The organism is Paenibacillus sp. FSL H8-0260, assembly GCF_045040625.1.
Classification (GTDB): Bacteria; Bacillota; Bacilli; order Paenibacillales; family Paenibacillaceae; genus Paenibacillus_AQ; species Paenibacillus_AQ odorifer.
Map to the genome: position 1 here is coordinate 5874932 of NZ_CP150298.1, position 19032 is coordinate 5893963.

At 44.7% G+C, this 19032-nt stretch carries 13 protein-coding genes, 1 pseudogene and 1 riboswitch; of the genes and pseudogenes, 4 read left to right on the top strand and 10 right to left on the bottom strand.

The window, feature by feature from the left end; genetic code table 11:
* Positions 1-99 precede the first annotated feature (99 nt).
* The gene (locus MHI51_RS26055) at positions 100-2334 is read left to right on the top strand and encodes an AraC family transcriptional regulator (protein ID WP_342410143.1); all 2235 of its coding nucleotides are present in this window, start codon (positions 100-102) and stop codon (positions 2332-2334) included.
* 86 nt (positions 2335-2420) lie between these two features.
* Here MHI51_RS26055 and gtfA read toward each other — a convergent pair whose 3' ends face one another.
* Positions 2421-3863, bottom strand: coding sequence for a sucrose phosphorylase (gtfA, locus tag MHI51_RS26060; protein ID WP_342410144.1), 1443 nt, complete (start codon positions 3861-3863; stop codon positions 2421-2423).
* A gap of 372 nt (positions 3864-4235) precedes the next feature.
* Between gtfA and MHI51_RS26065 the strand changes: the two genes are divergently transcribed.
* Both MHI51_RS26065 and MHI51_RS26070 read left to right on the top strand, forming a co-directional pair.
* Complete coding sequence (locus MHI51_RS26065; protein ID WP_076220791.1) at positions 4236-5228, top strand: LacI family DNA-binding transcriptional regulator; 993 nt, start codon at positions 4236-4238, stop codon at positions 5226-5228.
* A 200-nt stretch (positions 5229-5428) separates the two neighbouring features.
* On the top strand, positions 5429-7360 hold the full coding sequence (locus MHI51_RS26070) for an exosporium glycoprotein BclB-related protein (RefSeq protein ID WP_405173360.1): 1932 nt from the start codon (positions 5429-5431) through the stop codon (positions 7358-7360).
* Between the two features lie 453 nt (positions 7361-7813).
* On the opposite strand, the gene MHI51_RS26075 is transcribed toward MHI51_RS26070, so the two are convergent.
* The 4 genes from MHI51_RS26075 to MHI51_RS26090 all read right to left on the bottom strand — a co-directional run bounded on the left by MHI51_RS26075 (position 7814) and on the right by MHI51_RS26090 (position 12449).
* The gene (locus MHI51_RS26075) at positions 7814-8926 is read right to left on the bottom strand and encodes a cysteine desulfurase family protein (protein ID WP_341003821.1); all 1113 of its coding nucleotides are present in this window, start codon (positions 8924-8926) and stop codon (positions 7814-7816) included.
* 35 nt (positions 8927-8961) lie between these two features.
* Entirely contained in the window at positions 8962-9999 is a 1038-nt protein-coding gene (mnmH, locus tag MHI51_RS26080; RefSeq protein ID WP_341003823.1) for a tRNA 2-selenouridine(34) synthase MnmH, read from the bottom strand.
* Positions 10000-10057: 58 nt separating this feature from the next.
* A complete protein-coding gene (gene selD, locus MHI51_RS26085; protein ID WP_076220867.1) occupies positions 10058-11119 on the bottom strand; it encodes a selenide, water dikinase SelD in 1062 nt (353 codons plus the stop codon).
* Between the two features lie 520 nt (positions 11120-11639).
* A complete protein-coding gene (locus MHI51_RS26090) occupies positions 11640-12449 on the bottom strand; it encodes an alpha/beta fold hydrolase (protein ID WP_076130474.1) in 810 nt (269 codons plus the stop codon).
* A 105-nt stretch (positions 12450-12554) separates the two neighbouring features.
* Positions 12555-12741: riboswitch (cyclic di-AMP (ydaO/yuaA leader) on the bottom strand.
* A 246-nt stretch (positions 12742-12987) separates the two neighbouring features.
* On the opposite strand from MHI51_RS26090, the pseudogene MHI51_RS26095 reads away from it, so the two are divergent.
* Positions 12988-13098: pseudogene (locus MHI51_RS26095) on the top strand (glyoxalase); the annotation flags it as partial.
* Positions 13099-13175: 77 nt separating this feature from the next.
* On the opposite strand, the gene MHI51_RS26100 reads toward MHI51_RS26095, so the two are convergent.
* From MHI51_RS26100 to MHI51_RS26120, 5 genes are all read right to left on the bottom strand, one after another.
* A complete protein-coding gene (locus MHI51_RS26100) occupies positions 13176-13349 on the bottom strand; it encodes a hypothetical protein (protein WP_169744809.1) in 174 nt (57 codons plus the stop codon).
* 84 nt (positions 13350-13433) lie between these two features.
* A complete protein-coding gene (locus MHI51_RS26105) occupies positions 13434-14228 on the bottom strand; it encodes a Nif3-like dinuclear metal center hexameric protein (protein ID WP_405173361.1) in 795 nt (264 codons plus the stop codon).
* A gap of 24 nt (positions 14229-14252) precedes the next feature.
* Positions 14253-16307, bottom strand: coding sequence for an alpha-glucuronidase family glycosyl hydrolase (locus tag MHI51_RS26110; RefSeq protein ID WP_405173362.1), 2055 nt, complete (start codon positions 16305-16307; stop codon positions 14253-14255).
* 82 nt (positions 16308-16389) lie between these two features.
* Positions 16390-17409: an endo-1,4-beta-xylanase gene (locus MHI51_RS26115; RefSeq protein WP_405173363.1), complete on the bottom strand. Its 1020-nt coding sequence runs from the start codon at positions 17407-17409 to the stop codon at positions 16390-16392.
* Positions 17410-17453: 44 nt separating this feature from the next.
* The gene (locus MHI51_RS26120; RefSeq protein ID WP_076277187.1) at positions 17454-18986 is read right to left on the bottom strand and encodes a glycoside hydrolase family 43 protein; all 1533 of its coding nucleotides are present in this window, start codon (positions 18984-18986) and stop codon (positions 17454-17456) included.
* Between the last annotated feature and the right edge of the window lie 46 nt (positions 18987-19032).

Here is a 19032-nt window from a genome sequence, read left to right on the forward strand (position 1 = left end):
TTCTGTTCACTCTTGGGGACTTATAATAAAGGAACTTCATAATATGAATTCATCCAGAGTCTTGTCCGAGTAAGTCATATGATGATTAGGGGGGACGGTATGAAGAATAATGATCTACGGAGAAAAAGACTACTGTATGGCAAGCTGCTCACCACCATAACCCTGTGCATATCGTTAACCCTTCTTATCTCTACTTTTGTTTACTATACGTACTACATCGGCGTCGAGAAGACGCAAACCTTTCGCTCCGATCTAAGGGATCTGACCCAGACTGGCAAAAAAGTGGTCAACATGGCTGAAGTCGCGCAAACGCTTTCATTTCAATTGTATCGAACCAGCACGATTTCTCATCTGTTGTTCTACAACAAGCCCTCTATTTATGAGGTAACCGCGGCGATGTCCGATCTCGGAAACTACTTAAATTCCATGCCTTATATTGAATCCATCTATGTATATAATCCGAATAATGACACGGTTTATATTTCGGCAGCACAGGGCCAGAATGGCGTATTCACCACCCGCGAACTGGTGGACACTGAAATTATTCAGATGCTGAATCATTATCAGGATTACAAAACATTTACGCCGATTCCGCGAACCTATTCCATAGATGAACCTGAGAAAAAAACCATCTCAGTCTATACTTACCTTTGCTATGATGCGATCAATTGGGACCGCTCTATTAACTCTGCGGTTATTGTTAACATATCCGCGGCTTGGATCAATAAAGAACTGGCTAACGGCAATACACCCGGTAGTGGCAGTACCTACATTTTGGATGACCAAGGCCGTTTTCTGTCGGGGAATAAGCTGACATTGGAGAAGCTCTCCGGGGATGAAAACAGTTGGCTGGAGCATCAAGTAAAAGCACGTTCTGCCGGCTATTTTACTGCCCCTTTTAGAGGGAATAAATCACTGGTGTCCTATACTTCGCCCGATTCGCTTGGCTGGCAATATGTGCGCATTACTCCTTATGAGGTAATTACTGAACAGACCAATCATATCCGCAATACTACGCTTCTGATTTCTTTAATTATTTTATTGTTCGGTCTTGTTATTTCTAGGGTACTGTCCAAACGGCTTTATCTGCCGATTGATTCGATCGTAAGCCGAATGAACACCCTTGAGGCAGATAAACGTAACAGCATGTTCACGATCAGGCAGAACTCATTACGCAATCTGGTGCTTGGCATTAAATCTCCTCATAACAGCCGGCAAAATGATGTTCAACAACTGGGTATTTCTTTTAATTTAAACGAGGGCTACCGGCTAGTATTACTACGCATTGATGAGTACGAAGCTCTGCGAAAGGAACGAGGCTCTTATCTCCTTCCGTACAAGTTTGCCATCATGAATATTGCCTCAGAGATCTGTGGACAGACTTATCAGGTGGAAACTGTAGATATGAATGACGATAGTGTGGTCATGTTGCTTAGCAGCATGACCTCCACTGAGCATCTGGATACCGAGCTGATTGAAGTGCTGCTGCGGCAGATCCGTGTGGCCTGTTGTGATTATTTAAAAATCGGACTGTCGTTAGTGTACAGCCCTATCAGTGATAATCCAGATGTACTAAACCGGCTGTACAGTCAGGCCAGAGAAGCTTCCAAACATAGACTGTTTTATGGTCATGGCAGCCTGATCAATGCTGAGCGCATTAGCGAGCTTCAGAACAATCTTTACTCCTACCCGGCTGACAGCGAAAAAAAGCTGGTCGATGCGCTCACAAGTGGCAGAACAGACGAAGCCCGCAGTCACTTCTCCGAAATGGTACGTCAAATGGAGCAATATCCCTATCATGTGCTGGAACTTACTGTTTCAAGGGTGACGCTAACGATTAAACGAATTGTCGATAACATCAAGAAGCTTAGTCCTACCCCCACCGAAGGGATAATGGTGATGCCTTCGCTTGAACATTATGAAACAATAGAAGAATTTGAGGCAGCTTTTTACCAGCTTTTTGATCATATTCAGGAATTCCAAGCGGATAAGCGCAGCTCCAAGCAAAGCGATCTAATCCGGCAAATCAACCAAACCATTCAGCAATCTTACATGGACCCTTGCTTAAGTCTGAACCAAATTGCCGATGAACTTAATATGTCTCCAATCTATGTCAGCAGACTTTATAAGCAGCAGACCCTAACCACTATTGTGGATGTCATCATGGAGGTACGGATGAAGGAAGTATGCCGCCTGCTTGTAGAGAGTGATTTATCGGTATCGGATATTGCTGAAGTAACTGGCTTCACCAGCAGTTCTTATCTCCACCGGATGTTCAAACGCAACTTCAGCCTTACACCAATAGAATTCAGACGGACCAAAAACAGTTCATAACATGAATCACCTATACTCCAAAACGAAGGGTGCTCCAGCAGCCATTGACCCAGCCTTTGGAACACCCTTCGATAACATATGAAATATTAAAATAACTTCGTAATATTTGCTTCATTCTCACCTGCAAGAATGGTGTATTCTTTGGTCAACAGATTAGCTTCAAGCTTCGCTACACTGTTCTCATTTTTCCAAGTGATGTTCAGCTCATTCTCACTACCTTGTTCAATCTTGATCTCACCATTAAAAGCTGGACAGCTATTTCTGAATTTCAACAATGCGAACAGCTTTTGAACAACAGGACGTTGTACCTCAGCAGCAATTTCATCTTTAGAATAATAATGGCGGTTAATATTGCGCCCTTCTTTTGTGCTTTCGAGCAGTTCAATATCATTCTCGCCAGCGAATAGACCTACATAATAAATCTGCGGAATACCAGGGGCGAAGCACTGAATAGCTCTGGCCAAAAGATACGCCTGATCATCATTGCCAAGTGCAGAATAATAAGTGCAGTTAATTTGATAAATATCCAGATTATTATAAGCGGCGGAGCTGTATTTTTTCTTAACATTTGCTCCTTGGCTATATAGGCTTTCTCTGGTCATTTCAGCTTCTTCGTCGGTCATCAGATCCTTAACATCCACCACACCGATGCCGTCATGTGTATCCAGGGTAGTGAATTGTTTTCTCGGACAGATTTCCAGCCAATGCGCAAGCCGATTTACTTGTCCACTGTATAGAGCATGTAATACCAACATTGGCAGGGCAAAATCATAGACATAATAATCCTTGTCTGCAATCTTCAATTGAATGCTGTAATGCTCATGGATTTCCGGAAGAACAGTTACGCCATAAGGCTCCACTACTTCTTTAGACAAATTTAACATTTCCCAAATATCCGGTTCTACGAAAAAGCAGCTGGTACCCATCTTTTTGTTGGCATAGGCAAAAGCGTCCAGCCGGATAATCGATGCTCCTTTATCAGCAAGGAAGGTCAGATTGTCTTTCACGAATTTCTTCGTGGTTTCGGTAGTCACGTCCAGATCGATCTGCTGCTCATCAAACGTACACCAAACCTTTTCCTTCGTCCCATCTTTAAAAGTAACCTCTACGTATGGCGCCCGCGGTTTACGTTTATAAATTAAATCCACATCAACCTCAGTTGGTTCACCGTTAGGCCAGAAATCCTTGTAACGAATAAATAAATCCTTGTATTGCGATTCATCCTTCTTCTCAAGGAAATCTTGAAAGTATGGAGACTGCTGTGAAATGTGATTGATCATGAAATCATACATCATGTAGAACTTCTCGCTCATCTCTTTGATTTCCGCCCAGTCGCCAAAAGCCGAATCAACCTTCGTATAATCCATCGGAGCAAATCCCCGGTCGCCCGAAGAGGGGTAAAACGGCAATAAATGAACCCCACCCACGACTCCTTGCAAGTGTGTATCCAGTACTTCGTTTAGTTCTTTTAAATTGTTTCCCATGCTATCTGCGTAAGTGATAAGCATAGCTTCATTTTTAATCTGCATATTGGCGTTCTCCTTCTATTTCAATTTATACACTCTTGCTTCATAAGGTCTGAGAAATCATCAAACTAATGCAACTTATGAAAGCGTTATCCTAACAATCTTGTTCCTCCCTAGATGAAGGTTTATTCAAAACCAATTTTATAGACGCGCATATAATATGTCAAACGTTTTCATATAATTAAATCAATAAAATATAGGTATAATGATTAATGTTTAATATTATATCCAAATATTTGTGGTAACGTATAACATACCTATTATAACTATCAGAAACTATCTATGCTTTTACAATTGTTAGTCTCGATTAGTGTCAACAATCCAAGAAAGTTGTAGAATATAGATTAGAGCATTTTATGAAACGGGGATGAGGGTATGGCAAGTATTAAAGATGTTGCCAAGGAAGCGGGCGTTGCTGTAGCTACCGTGTCCAGAGTAATGAACAACCGGGGATATATCAGCAAAGAGACGCGTAAAAAAGTTGAAAAAGCGATGGACGCCTTAGATTATCATCCTAATCAAATCGCCAGAGCCTTACAGAAGAATCAATCCTTTTTTATTGGGATTATTGTTCCAGATTCAAATCACCCTTTCTTTTCCGATCTCATCAAGTATGTTGAAATGAGTGCTAATGAAAAAAACTATAAATTGCTAATATGCAATTCTCTTGATGATCCTAAGAAGGAAGCCAACTATATTAGCATGCTTCGCCAGAATCAAGTAGATGGCATTATCATGTGCAGCCACACCATGAATATTGAAAGCTATAAAAAGGTCCCTTTCCCTATTGTCTCTTTTGACCGTTTTATTTCCTCCAATATCCCTTGTGTGGGATCGGATAATTACCGCGGTGGTGAGCTAGCTACCGAACATTTGATACAGCTGGGCTGTAAACGGCTGCTACATATCTCCGGCCCGCTAGATCTGGATATTCTTGCGAATCGTCGTCGGGATGCTTTTGTCATCACAAGTATGAAACATGGTGTAACTTACGATATTATCGAAGGCGCGCACAACAAGCTTACCTTTGATTATTTTTGGTCCTTTGTCACCGAAAATATCTCTCCGGCCCAACTTCGAGAATATGATGGAGTATTTTGCAGTAATGATATTGTGGCTTATGCTTTATACATTTATGCTGAACAGCAAGGCATTCGAGTGCCCGAGCAACTGAAAATCATCGGTTATGATTACCACAGCTTTACCCGCATGCTTCAGAGTCCTAAATTGACTACCATTATGCAACCTAGTGATCGGATCGGGGTCATGCTGACCAATACTCTCCTGCAAATGATCGAAAGTGCTGACGGAGAGCTAATCAACAACACTACTGTAGACGTAACTCTCATTAAAGGAGAGACTACTTAACGTATCTATTAAAAAGGTAGACTACCGTAATTAGCGGTGGCCTGCCTTTTTTGTATTGCTTCATTAATAACGACTTTCAGGAATAACGGCTTTTAGGGCGATTTTTGTAACAACTTCCGCTTCTCAGAATATGCTGATTGGGCAGGTTCCCATTTTTCAAAGGAATGAACAGGAGAAGTTCAAGGAGGAGATATAGAAATATGCCTGATTACAGACCATTTAAAGGCGATGCTATCCTAAACAAGCATGGAAGGATCAGCAGTCCTATTAGAAAGAGGGAGTGTAACGCACTATTAAAAATAGTCACTGATCTCTCTGCAGTGGTACCCCCCGTACTTACGAATCCCACAACACTTCATATTGCCAATCTACAAAGAGTGTTAAGAGAATTATTGGAATTCTTGCATACCTCTAAGTTATGCAGTCCTTTTAGAACTGAGCTACTTTCTGTAGTAGAGATAACCATTGTATCGACCGAAGTCAGTCCCTTCTCTGTCGTAAGCGTGGGCACCAATCTTCAACTGTTGTTAGCTGAGTTATTATCTTTTATTCTCGCCACGAAGATTGACTCTAATTGTAAAGATCAGTTGATTATTCAGATCAGACATATTCAAGCTTCTATTACACAAGCAATCGGATTGCCTATTAAAGGTGCGACTGGACCTCAAGGGCCACAGGGACCTCAGGGTCCGCAAGGAGCGCAAGGGGTTCCGGGCGTAAAGGGAACCACAGGGGCAGGGCTGCAAGGAATTGTTGCTTTTAATCCTGCATTAAGCCCTACTTATCCAGCAGGTCAAGTAGTAACCTTTAATGGCAGTACCTATATTGCTATTGTTGCTGGACCAACGGGAACACCTGGAAGTTCACCAGACTATTTATTAATTGCTGGTGGCTCCACAGGCCCCCAAGGACCGCAAGGACCACAAGGCCCTCAAGGAACGCCTGGACTTCAAGGACCTCAGGGACCACAAGGGGTAGGGCTGCAAGGGATTGTAATCTTTAATCCTGCACAAAGTCCTACTTATCCAGCAGGTCAAGTAGTAACCTTCAATGGCAGCACCTATATAGCTACCGTTTCCGGACCTACTGGAATACCCGGGAGTTCACCAGATTACTTGTTAATCGCTGGTGGCGCGGTGGGACCGCAAGGACCACAGGGTGTGCAAGGAATTCAAGGGCCAACAGGTGCGCAAGGACCAGCAGGTCCAGGTGTAGGAGCAACGGGCGCGACTGGTTCGACGGGTGCTGCCGGCTTGGCGGGCCCTGCTGGTGCAACGGGCGCGACTGGCGATCCGGGCGCGGTCGGCGTTGCCGGAGCTACGGGGGCGACTGGCGCGACGGGTGATCCGGGGGCGGTCGGCGTTGCCGGAGCTACGGGGGCAACGGGCGCGACGGGTGATCCTGGCGCGGTCGGCGTTGCCGGAGCTACGGGGGCAACGGGCGCGACGGGTGATCCCGGCGCGGTCGGCGTTGCCGGAGCTACCGGTGTAACGGGTGCCACGGGTGATCCCGGCGCGGTCGGCGTTGCCGGAGCTACGGGGGCAACGGGCGCGACGGGTGATCCCGGCGCGGTTGGAGCTACTGGCATTACCGGAGTCACTGGTGCAACCGGTAACGGTGCAATTATTCCGCTGGCATCCGGAGGACCTATTATTATGACCACGGTTTTGGGTGGTTTGGTTGGAACAACAAGTCTTGTAGGCTTCGGAAGTTCAGCCACAGGCATTTCGCTTGTTGGCGGTAATATTGATTTGACAGGTACTCTCCTTGGACCGCTTATCAATTTTGCATTCTCAACTCCTCGAGCAGGAGTAATAACTTCCATTGCCGCTTACTTCAGTAATACCATAGCTTTATCACTGCTTGGTACTACGATAAATGTAACAGCGCAATTGTACCAATCTGCCACACCAAATAACACATTTACTCCTATTCCAGGCGCAACAGTCCCACTTCCACCTATCACCGGTACTATTAATCTTGGAACTTTTGTCAGCGGAATTACGAATGGTATCAATTTTACTGTAACACCACAGACACGTTTGCTTATGGTATTCTCAGCCACCGCTACAGGTCTTACCCTTGTAAATACAGTCACTGGTTATGCAAGTGCTGGCTTTACGATTGTATAATCACTAAAAAAAGTTAAAAAAAGCATCTGCGATTCCTTTTGAAGGAGGTGGCAGATGCTTTTTTTGTAATATGCGGATTCAACGCTTGATCTTTCGGACTCAGATGCCGCTATTCGTTAATTTATCACTGTTTAGAGAGATTATCGGACCTGAGAGGCGCTATTGGGCAGAAATGGTGCTCAGTAGTGTCTATTTTGTACTAATAACGCCTATGGAGTCCTATAGCAACTCAAAAATAGGAAAATATTGCAAATAAGAGCGCCTGAGTCCGATAGCGAGTCCGTTCACTGGGAGCCATAGTCCGTTCACTGGGAGCCATAATCCGTTCACTGAGATTCATAGTCCGTTCACTGAGAGTCATAGTCCGTCCACTGGAAGTCAAAGTCCGTTCACTAGGATTCACACTTTGTCACTGTTTGCAAAAACGAACCTCACAACTAATACGATTTCAGCTTATAACAAATACACCTTCAGCTTATCGATGACCTCATCGATTTCCGCTGTAGTCGTATATCGTCCCACACTAAAACGAACCGCTCCCCGTCCAATATTCTCCGACACATGCATAGCCTTTAAAACAGGCGAAATCAACGTTTCACCGGAATGGCACGCCGAGCCCGTTGAAGCCGCCACAGCTTCCAGGGAATCGATAATTTCATGACCCACTGCTCCAAGAAAACTAACGTTAAGGGTGTTAGGCAAGCGCTTGTGTTTATGACCATTCAAATGAATTTTTTCGCCAAAAGACTCCTGCAGTCTTCCATAGAAATACTCCGTAACTTGCTTAACTCTTTTTCTAGAATCAGAGTCAGCAGCAAGCTCACAGGCTTTTCCTAAGCCAATAATGTAGGGTGTATTTTCTGTCCCCGCTCTTCGCCCCCGTTCATGGCCCGCACCGTGTATCAAAGGCTCAATGTGAATGCCGTCCCGAATGTACAATGCTCCAATGCCTTTGGGCGCATATAATTTATGGCCTGCAAGCGTTAGAAAATCCACTCCCAAATCCGCTACATCGAGGTCTACTTTTCCCGCAGATTGTGAAGCATCTGTATGAATAAGAATGCCCCGTTGGTGGCAGACCTCAGCTATTTCCTTGATCGGCTGGATCGTGCCCGTTTCGTTATTAGAGTGCATGATGGAGACCAGAATGGTTTGGTCCGTGAGCTGCTTTTTCACATCGTCAACCTGCACCATTCCATAAGAGTCAACAGGTACATAAGTCAGGTTGTATCCCATCTGCTCCAGGTACTGACAAGGTTTAATTACAGCTGGATGCTCAATAGCAGACAGGATAATGTGATTACCTTTATGGCGATACGTTTGGGCTACTCCTTTAATGACAGTATTATTAGACTCACTACCCCCACTGGTAAAAAGCACCTCACCCGGCGCACAATTCAGGAAATCAGCCACCTGTGTTCTTGCCTGCTCTATTCCGAGTTTAGCTTCCCGCCCCAAAGAATGACTGCTTGAGGGATTCCCAAAATGACCGTAAAGATAAGGGATCATAACCTCTGCTACTTCCTTATCTACTGGTGTTGTAGCGTTGTAATCTAAATAGATCATATTAAGTAAAGCCCCCTTTAACCATAACGCGAAACTTATACTTCTTGATGTTTTAAAAAAGAACGCACAGCAGTCTCAGCTTCATCCAGATTATTCACTTTAAAAGTAACTCTCTCAATGCCTTCATACTGAGTGGACGTATAATCGTATCTAGGATCATAGTAATATTCTAGCAGCAGCGCCACAGCTTCGCCGAACAAATCCGCCTGCAAGCATCGTTCGATTTCTGCTGCAACAGGGATATGAATTCGGGATTTAATACTCCGAAATGCAGAAATACACTGCTCCTTGTACTCTTCTGGCCGGTAATCCTCAAGGATTTGCTGCACTCTGGCTTGCAAAGGCATCTCAATCCAGATCTGTGTTCCGCTCTCTTTTTGCTCGGCCATAAATGGGGGCATTACTACCTTACCAATCTTTTTGCTCTCCGCTTCAAATAGTACATAAGGAGAATCCCCGATCTTAATTAACTCCTCTAAAAGAAGACTATCGAACGTTTTTTGATTGTTCGCACGAAGGCCAATCTCACCAAAAATAGAACCACGATGACCTGCCATCCCTTCCAAATCCAGAACGGGGTAGCCTTGCGCTTTCAGGCGGTGTAACAGATTGGTTTTACCTGTGCCTGTATTTCCGTGAATCACATAAGACTTCGCCTTACATTCATAGGACTCCAATTCGTCGAGCACCCATTTACGATAAGCCTTATAGCCGCCTATCAGCCGGTAAGCATGAATATCCATTAAAGAGAGTACGGTCGCAGTTGTACGGCTGCGCATACCTCCCCTCCAGCAGAATACTGCTTTGTCTCCTTGAATCGCTGCAAATTCTTTGACAAAAGAAGGCAGTTTTGCCGCAGCAATCTCCAAACCACGTTCTTTCGCGGCCTGCACACTTGTCTGTTTATACAACGTCCCTACTTCAGCCCGTTCCTGATCATCAAAAAAGGGAATATTCAAACTATCCGGCAGCGTTGCATCTTTATATTCAGAAGGAGATCTAACATCAATAATGGTGATCTGCTTCTTGTTTTTTAACACTCTAAGTTCTTCCAGTGTAATGTCCTGAAACAATATGCTCTCTCCTCTGGTGGCTAACCTTCATAATTTGCTCTAAGCTGATATACAACAGTTATTCCACAGTAGCTATAACCGTAATCTGACCCGGATGCTCTTCCGTTACCTCTCCGATCAATGCCGCTTCTACCCCTGCATCTACTAACTCTTTTAGCAAATCTTCGCTTTGTTCGGGGGCCACAGAGATCAGCAATCCGCCAGAAGTCACAGCGTCACATAGAATATAGCGGCTTAGTTGGTCCATCTCTTCCGGATAAAGAATGCTGCCTTCCAGATGGGCAAAGTTATTCTTAGTGCCTCCTGGAACAAATCCCTGTTCCGCAAGCTCTCTTACTCTTGGCAGCATCGGTACATCGCCTTGACGAATGATCAGGCCCGTGCCGCTCCCTTTAGCCATTTCCGAGGCATGTCCCAGTAGCCCAAATCCGGTAACATCTGTACAAGCATGTACATCATAAGGCTCCATGATTTCAGCCGCTTTTTTATTCAAAGTAGACATTACTGTCGTAAGGCGTGTGGTTTCTTCAGGAGATAGCTGATCCTTTTTAATGGAAGTTGTTAAGATCCCCACACCGATAGGCTTCGTTAGAATCAGCTTGTCTCCCACCTTGGCGCCCGCATTCGTTCTTACTTTGTCAGGATGCACAAGGCCCGTAACGGCCAATCCGAATTTGGGCTCTTTATCGTCGATGGAATGTCCGCCCACAAGAGTAGCTCCTGCTTCCTGTACTTTATCCGCTGCACCGCGCAAAATGTCACCAAGAACGCTTTTATCTAAAACAGAAATAGGAAAAGCCACAATATTAAGCACCGTAAGCGGCTTTCCACCCATCGCATATATATCGCTTAATGCATTGGCTGCTGCAATTTGACCAAATGAATAGGGATCATCCACGATCGGCGTGAAAAAATCAACAGTTTGCACTAACGCTAATTCATCACTTAAACGATACACCCCTGCATCATCACTAGTATCAAGACCTACTAGTAGATCCGGGTTAGGAACAGTTGGTGGCAGACTGCGAATAACCTGCATGAGATCGGCGGGACCGATTTTGCAGCCGCAGCCCCCTTTTGAAGATAATGAAGTCAGTTTTATAGTTTCAGCTTGAGACATCATGACTCAGCTCCTTTAGTATGAATTATCTTAATCTTACACGAGTAGATCGCATTGTACAAAAAGCAAGAGTAGCAGATGTGCTGCTTGTTACGCCTTCCTCTATACACTTACTATCACTACTTAGGTCTACCGTTCTTTCCCACGTCGGGTGAGCTATATTTGATGCTGTGGTAGGGTGGGACATTAAGTGGCGTTCTAGGTACAATATGCTTGTAAATGTTCAACATCCATCGGTTAGTAAAATAGCCAAAGGCTGGCTCATTCGTAGATTTTACTACTGATAAGCCAGCCTTTAGTTGGATGTCCATTATATTAGGGAAATCCTTCCTAAAAACATCCTATTATTAGGGAGGATTTCCCTAATCTACGTTCTAGGAGCCATAATCTCCTTCATTTTAGGGAGAATTCCCCTAAAGTTCTTCCCAGAAAGACGACCCATAGCCAGCTCATTCCGCCCTGGCTATGGGTCGCCTATTTTCTCACTTAAACGCTTCGCTTGTGAAGGTCTCCCTATAGATCAGCTAATCTGCTGACTGCCCTGCTGCTTCTCTAAGAAACGCTGAAGAATCGCATTGAATTGCTCCGGCTGGCACAGATTACTTGGATCTAATGCGTTCGGAATAATCGCCAACTGCGCCTGCGGCAGCTGAGACACCATTTCCTTCATACAATTCACTCCAAATTCATTAAAGTCCCCCACAATACATAATGCAGGACGTTTAAAAGCCTTTAAACATCTGGTGTAATCAACATGGCTCGTAGCCAGCCTTTGCCGATATAACTCCCGGGGGCGTTTGTCCAGCAGTCCTCTTCTAATCTCATTGTAGGCCAGACTCCAGCGCTCTCGGTACATCATCCGAATCGAAGGCAACACCAGCTCGCTTGGGAGATAATACATTAGTAAACTGCAATATGCTGCCATAGTTTGTATTTTCCCTACTATTGTTGATCCGTGAGTCCTACAAAAGCTATCCGCGACCACAATTGCTTTTACACGCTCAGGATATTGTTTGGCAATATGCTGAACGACTAAGCCACCATAGGCGATTCCTACAAAAACTGCTTCACGGATACCTAGGTCATTCAACAGCATAATCAGATCCAGACATTGCGTCTCAATAATCTCATGTGGGGCCTCCAACAGTTTACCAGACTTGCCATTCCCCCGTAAATCGCACAAAATCACTTTATATTTATCGGAAAAATACTCCAGCTGTGGTTTGAACATACTGTGTGTTAATCCATGTCCATGGATAAACACAACCGGAGTGCCAGTTCCATTGATTTCATAATAGAGCGAAGTTCCGTTCAGTTTAGCGATAGGCAAAGGTAACACCTCTTTCATAATAAATTCTACGACTATATCTGCTTAAAAACGCAGCAAAAAACCACAGAGGGATTCTCTGTGGCTATTCATCACTAAACACGCCATTCATCCTCTCTCCATACGCTTACGAGGTTAGCTGTCGGATTCGGGCAGTGAGAGTTGCCCTACCTGCAGGGATGCATATTATGCACCCGGAACAGGATTCACCCCATAACCAGTGCCGACTCTCACATCGGCTGCCAGTTGTTGGTTCCCCCGCTTTCCAGAAACGGAAATTAAGCGGATTGCTTATGTAATTGTAAATTTAAGATAATTCTCAGTTCTGAGATGAATCATACTCTTGTAAGGTTTTCTTGTAAAGGAGGGCTCTGGTCAAAATAATGTTGAAAGCAATGCTTTTCATTTCATATTAAGCATACTCTTCATTTTCTCTTTCTTTTGCTCTTGTTTACTCGTTTTCTTTAGAAAAACAGCTCTGAAGCAAGCGAAAAAGGGGGTGATTCACCAGTACTTTCCTATTTAATAAGAAACGACAATCTTCAATACCAATATTGGGCCAGTTTCTGTACCTTGGGGTGTTCGTCGTTTCTATGTCCCCGATCCGTTTGGCAAGCTTGTTAATATTATTTCACATGAACAGCACGAATGATTTCATAAAAAAGAAAAAAGCTAAGCAGAATCAGAGATCTCCCCCTGTCCACTTAGCTTCCTTTTACAATACTATGGCTACAAAAGATCGGCGTTTTTCAATGCATGCTCCCAGCTTGGAAAAAAGAACAGCGCACTTCTCATAAGCTCTGGGTCGCTTTGCTTTACTTGTTTTTTACTGATTGAGCTTCCGTCGCTTTGCAGCTTTTTGATCCGACTTAATACTTCATCAGCCTCCAAAGGAATTTCCATTGAAACACTCCTTTCTCAGTGACCTGTTTCCCTTCATTTTCTCCATAATATGTTTATTTATTCCGTACTCTTAATTTCCCCAGATTAAACCATCTGATAGATGGGTTGTTCAGCAATGAACCGGGTAGGAAGCATGGGATATTTGTCTGCTAAGATTTCAGCTAAATATTTCATCCCCGGCGCTTCACTCTCCGCATGACCTAACATGATGAGCGCTTTAGATTTTCCTTGGTGCCCTGCATCCCGCACATATTCCGGAGTCTCCCACTCTGGTCCTTCTCCAGCAATAATTAAATCAAGATTGTGATCATTAAAAAGCGGAATAGCCATCGTCCCGCCTCCTCTGTAACCTACTAATATCCCTACGCGTTTGCAGGACAGAGACAGGTCACCAGCAGCGCGTACATAAGAGATGCCTAGCTTACTTTTAATATACTGAGCAGCTTCCATTACAGTCATAGCAGGAATAGTGAGAATCGTAGCAGCCGCTTGCTGCTCTTCCACATAGTCTGACCAATCCAGCTCTCGCAGCAAACCCATCATAATCCCATCCGGCTCTTGCCGATGCCAATAATCATGATAACGAAAAATAGCTATTGGGGAATGTTCGATCAGACTTTTTTTCGCATGATAAACCGGATCACCTTCTAACCACTCGTTCGCCGCGTGATGGCTATAAAATACACCTTCATGCGTGATCAGCAAATTGGCTCCTAACGCTATTGCTTGCTCCACAATATTTTGTGTGGCAGAAAAGGCCGTAATAATCCCTGTGACTTCAGTTTCCGGTTCCCCTGGGTTCAGAATATCCACAGTCCCTTCTACCTGTTCCACAGTTCCCATTAAATCTTTCAAAATCGCTCTAATCGTGAGGCTCACTATCATCATCCCTCGGTTCAAAATCTAATAAATCTTTCTGCCTTTAAGATCCTCAATTCCGCTCTTGCGGTAAAAATACGTATTGATCCGATCTCTCCATTCCTGCGCATGCTCTGCTTGCTCTTCAAGACGTTGCTTCACTTGCACATACAATCCACTATCCATGCTGCCTTCAAGTGATTCCCATGTTGCTAGAAGCTGTGCAGCCTGCTCTGCCCCCTCGAAATGAGTATCGTAGATATGTTGTATAACCGTTTGTCCCGATTGCAGAACATGCGTGTATGGAACATGATGGAAGAACAGCAGCAGCTCTTCTGGACAAGACGCTAGATTCTCATAATTTGATGCATTAAGACCTATATACTGTCCGCTATACCCCGTTCCCGATTTGACTGAACGATCCACACCAATGCCCTTATGATCCGCATAATGGTACGTTCCCCACTTGGCGTATTCATATCCATCCACATTCGGCCCATAATGATGATCCGGATTAACCATCCAGCCCACACCTAATGGAGCTGTGTAAGATTCGTAAATCCTCCATGAGTCCATTAACATCCCGCGAATAGCAGCCACTAGACCTTCATCAGTGCCAAAGGTAAGGCGAATCCATTCCTCAGCTATTTCTTTTGCCGTCAGCTCCGGATTCCAAATTAATCTCCCATATCCATACAGATTGGCTTGAGCTAACCCATGCCCCGTCCAGTTCATGTCATCCCCAACATTAGTTACAGCAGCCACACCATTATATTTATTTCCCCACACCGATCCGTCCACAATATGTTTCACAAGTGTAGTTTGCCCTTTGGCATAAGTATTGAAATCAAGGACTTCTTTCCACTGTGGAACGAGATAACAGAGATGCCGCTGCTGCCCTGTATATTCTTGAGCAATCTGAAACTCCATCAGATGATTGGTATGTTCCAGTGCGCCAAACAGCGGAGATACCGGTTCTCTGACTTGAAAATCCATCGGTCCATTCTTGATTTGCAGCACTACATTATCATTAAATCGGCCATCCAATGGTTTGAAATGATCATACGCTGCTCTGGCCCGATCTGTCTTACGGTCACGCCAATCCTGCTTGCAGTTATATACGAAACAACGCCAAATCACGATTCCGCCAAACGGCTCCAGTGCTTCTCCCAGCATATTAGCGCCATCGGCATGGTCACGCCCGTAAGTGAATGGTCCAGGTCGATTTTCTGAATCTGCTTTGACCACAAACCCGCCAAAATCAGGGATCACTCGATAAACCTCACCCGCCTTATCTTTCCACCATTGCCGCACCGCTGGGTCCAGTGGATCAGCTGTCTCTAATGCTCCGATCTGTATCGGACTGGCGAAGTTAGCACTGAGGAATAGCTTAATTCCGTATACGCGGAATATTCCTGCAATTAACGCGATATCAGGCAAATATTGCTCCGTTATAAATAGAGATTCAAGCTCATGAACATTCACATTGTTAATCGAAATCGCGTTGATCCCCACAGAGGACATCAATCTGGCATAATCACGCAGCCGCTTTGTATCGTTAAGAAATTGATTGGACTCGTAAAAAAAGGACCGTCCAGCATAGCCACGTTCAATACTGCCATCAAAATTATCCCAGTGATTAATCATTCGCAGGCCGTTCACCGGATTCATAGACAAATTCAGAGCGTCTATCTCGCTTTCTGTTCCTATCAGCCGTAACAGATGGAATACGCCATACAATATTCCAACAGGCGTTGAAGCACTGACAGCGATACATTGCTCAGTAGCATTTGTACGTATAAGGAAACCTTCAGGACCCAGTGAATCGGTTCGTTCTCCTGCGAATACTCTACTAATTAATGGATTCCCCCCTTGGAAGGTTCCTATAACGATACACGGTCCTTCAGGTTTCGCTGTGAGCAGTGGCGCTTTGCCCAGCATAGAGGTCATCCCCTGTATGAATTCCGCGGCTGCCGCCTGAATCGTCTCGTTGTCCTCCGTTACTACCAACTCAACACACCAATCTATATATTGATTGTATAGAGATCCTGATTTCAGCTGACCATAATTGAGCCAAGCCTCATAAGCGGTATTTGTCATGTTTATTCCTCCCGTATAAATAACCCGCCCTGGATTGAAAAGGACGGGTTCATGATTCGCAAGCTTGAGCAGGTTACCCGCTCTATGATTTGGTGACAGCGTTAAGCAATTGGTGATACGCTGGCTTAGGATTATGCTGCTCATCGAATAGAAATGGCCAATTTTTCCGTCCCCGAACAGGGAAGCCGTCCAGCCATGTATAGTCATCCGCTGCTCCCCAGAAAGTGACTGAGCTAATCACGTCGCGGTATTCTTTCAACAGAGCAAACATCGCTTCATAGCGCTCTGCCTGCAGCTCGAGCAGTTCGGCAGGTGCAACCTTTAAATCCATTCGTTTGTCATCGAAACGGAACATGGACACATCCAGCTCTGTCAATTGGAGCTGAAGCCCTAAAGATGCATACTTCTCAATAGCAGCACGTATTTCATCTAAGTCCGGATCGTATAGATTCCAGTGGGCTTGCAATCCGACGCCATGGATCGGCACTCCTTGTTCCAGCAGCGACTTCACCATTTTATAGATTTTGTCACGCTTAAGAGGATTAGACTCGTTATAGTCGTTGTAGAATAATAAAGCCTTAGGATCGGCTTCATGAGCGAATTCAAAAGCTTTGCAGATAAACTCCGGTCCGACAATGTCCAGCCACTTTGACTGGCGAAGAAGTTCTTCTCCTTCATCTGCAATAACTTCATTTACAACATCCCAAGCATAGATATCTTCCTTGTAACGCCCAACCACGGTCTGAATATGTGATTTGAGCCGTGCAAGCAATGTCTCTTTGCTTACAGGCCCGCCCTTCTTATCCTCAAACAACCAGTCCGTAGTCTGGTTATGCCAGACTAAAGTATGCCCACGCATAGCCATATGATGTTTTCGGGCGAAGGCAACCAACTGATCTGCTAGTTTAAAGTTATAACTGTCTTCAAGCGGATGCAGACTTTCAAACTTCATCTCATTCTCAGCGGTAATGCTATTGAAATGATAGGCGAGCAAGTGCTCCTGTGATTGTATCGTCATCGGGTTAACGGCTGCGCCAATTTTGAAATCCTCAGCAAATATATTTTTTAGTGCAGGTTCTGTGTAATCACTAGCTTGTCTCAACAAGTTCCCTCCTGACAAAAGCATTTATATCAGTATTCGAATAATTAAGACTGATAATCGAACCAATCGAAGTAGGCAGGCACCTCAGCCACCTTGCCATGACCTGTTGCATATAATCCAATAAGAACACCCGTAAATCCATTTCCTTTTACGGCTTGAGGGGATAATGGGTACGCTGCTGCTGTTGATAGCTTATTCCACTCCTGCCCATCCAAAGAATAAAGGAAGCTGTATTCGGAAAGCTCAGCCTTAACTTTCAAATAAATTCGCTCGGCAGTAGTTGGAACCTCTGCCGCTGTATGGGTTACTCCATCCATAGTCACATGAGCTGTAATCACTTTTTGCCCGTTTTTTTGAACAAGTCCAATTTCATAATGAGCGTTCTCATCTAATCTGGCGCAAAGTCCAGCTTCCACATCAGCAATAGATGAAGGCATTTCTAGCAGCGTGCTCCATTCTGCCGAAGTATGCTGCTGTCTTCTGCCTACAAAAGCCACTTGGCCTACTTCACTGAGACCTGAAGATTGTCCCCGAAGAGATAACCATCCCTGTCTTTCGTTTAAGGACCAGCTTCCCTCAGCCGGATTCCGCAGAAAGGCTAATCCCAGCGGCAATACTTGATCATCAAAATCATATCTTCCACTAGTCTCAGGTTTTGGCGATTGACCAGGTACACGTGAAACCTTCATTTCCAGTCCAACTGTGTCTTCATTATTATCGATCATCGGCCATCCGTCTTCAGTCCAGCTTACCGGAGCAAGGAAAGTCTCTCTTCCAAGCACAGTAAATTTTGCATCTACTAGTCTTACTCCAAGGAATACGGCCCACCAATCCCCGTTACGATCCTCAATCAAATCGGCATGCCCTAAATACTGAATGGGATTGTCAGTACCGCTGTGCGTCAATATCGGATGCGGCAATCGTTCAAACGGTCCATAAGGAGAGGAGCTGCGGCCAATGATCTCCCGATGCTCCTTAGCCGTTCCTCCTGAAGCCGTCATGATGTAGTACATTCCATTTATTTTGTACAAATGGGGTCCTTCCGTCCAAGGTCCGCCATCCCCAGTCCAGATGACAACAGGTTCTGTTAATGCTGCTCCCGTAGCAATATCTATCTCATATTGGATGGCATGGGAGTCATAATCTGCCCCCTGCTGGGTGGTTACATATACCTTTCCATCCTCATCAAACATTAGAGAAGGATCAATTCCTCCATAAGGAATACTAATCGGATCTGACCACGGACCCGCAGGGTCCGTAGCCGTAACATAGAAATTCCCTTTCCCGTGTACTTCGGTCGTTATCATGTAAAACGTTCCTTCATGATAGCGGATCGTTGGGGCAAATATCCCTCCAGAGCTCTTGCTTTTACGAGTATCCAGCTGACTTACACGATGGAGTACATGACCTATTTGTGTCCAGTGAATCAAATCCTGACTATGAAAAATAGGTACGCCAGGGAAATACTCAAAGGAGCTGCAAACTAAATAGTAGTCATCCCCTGCCCGAGTGATACTTGGATCAGGATAGAAGCCTGGAAGTATCGGATTCGTGTATGTGATTAAAGATGGGGTCATAATTTAACAGACAACCTTCCTATTACTTAATAGTGATTGCAAGCTC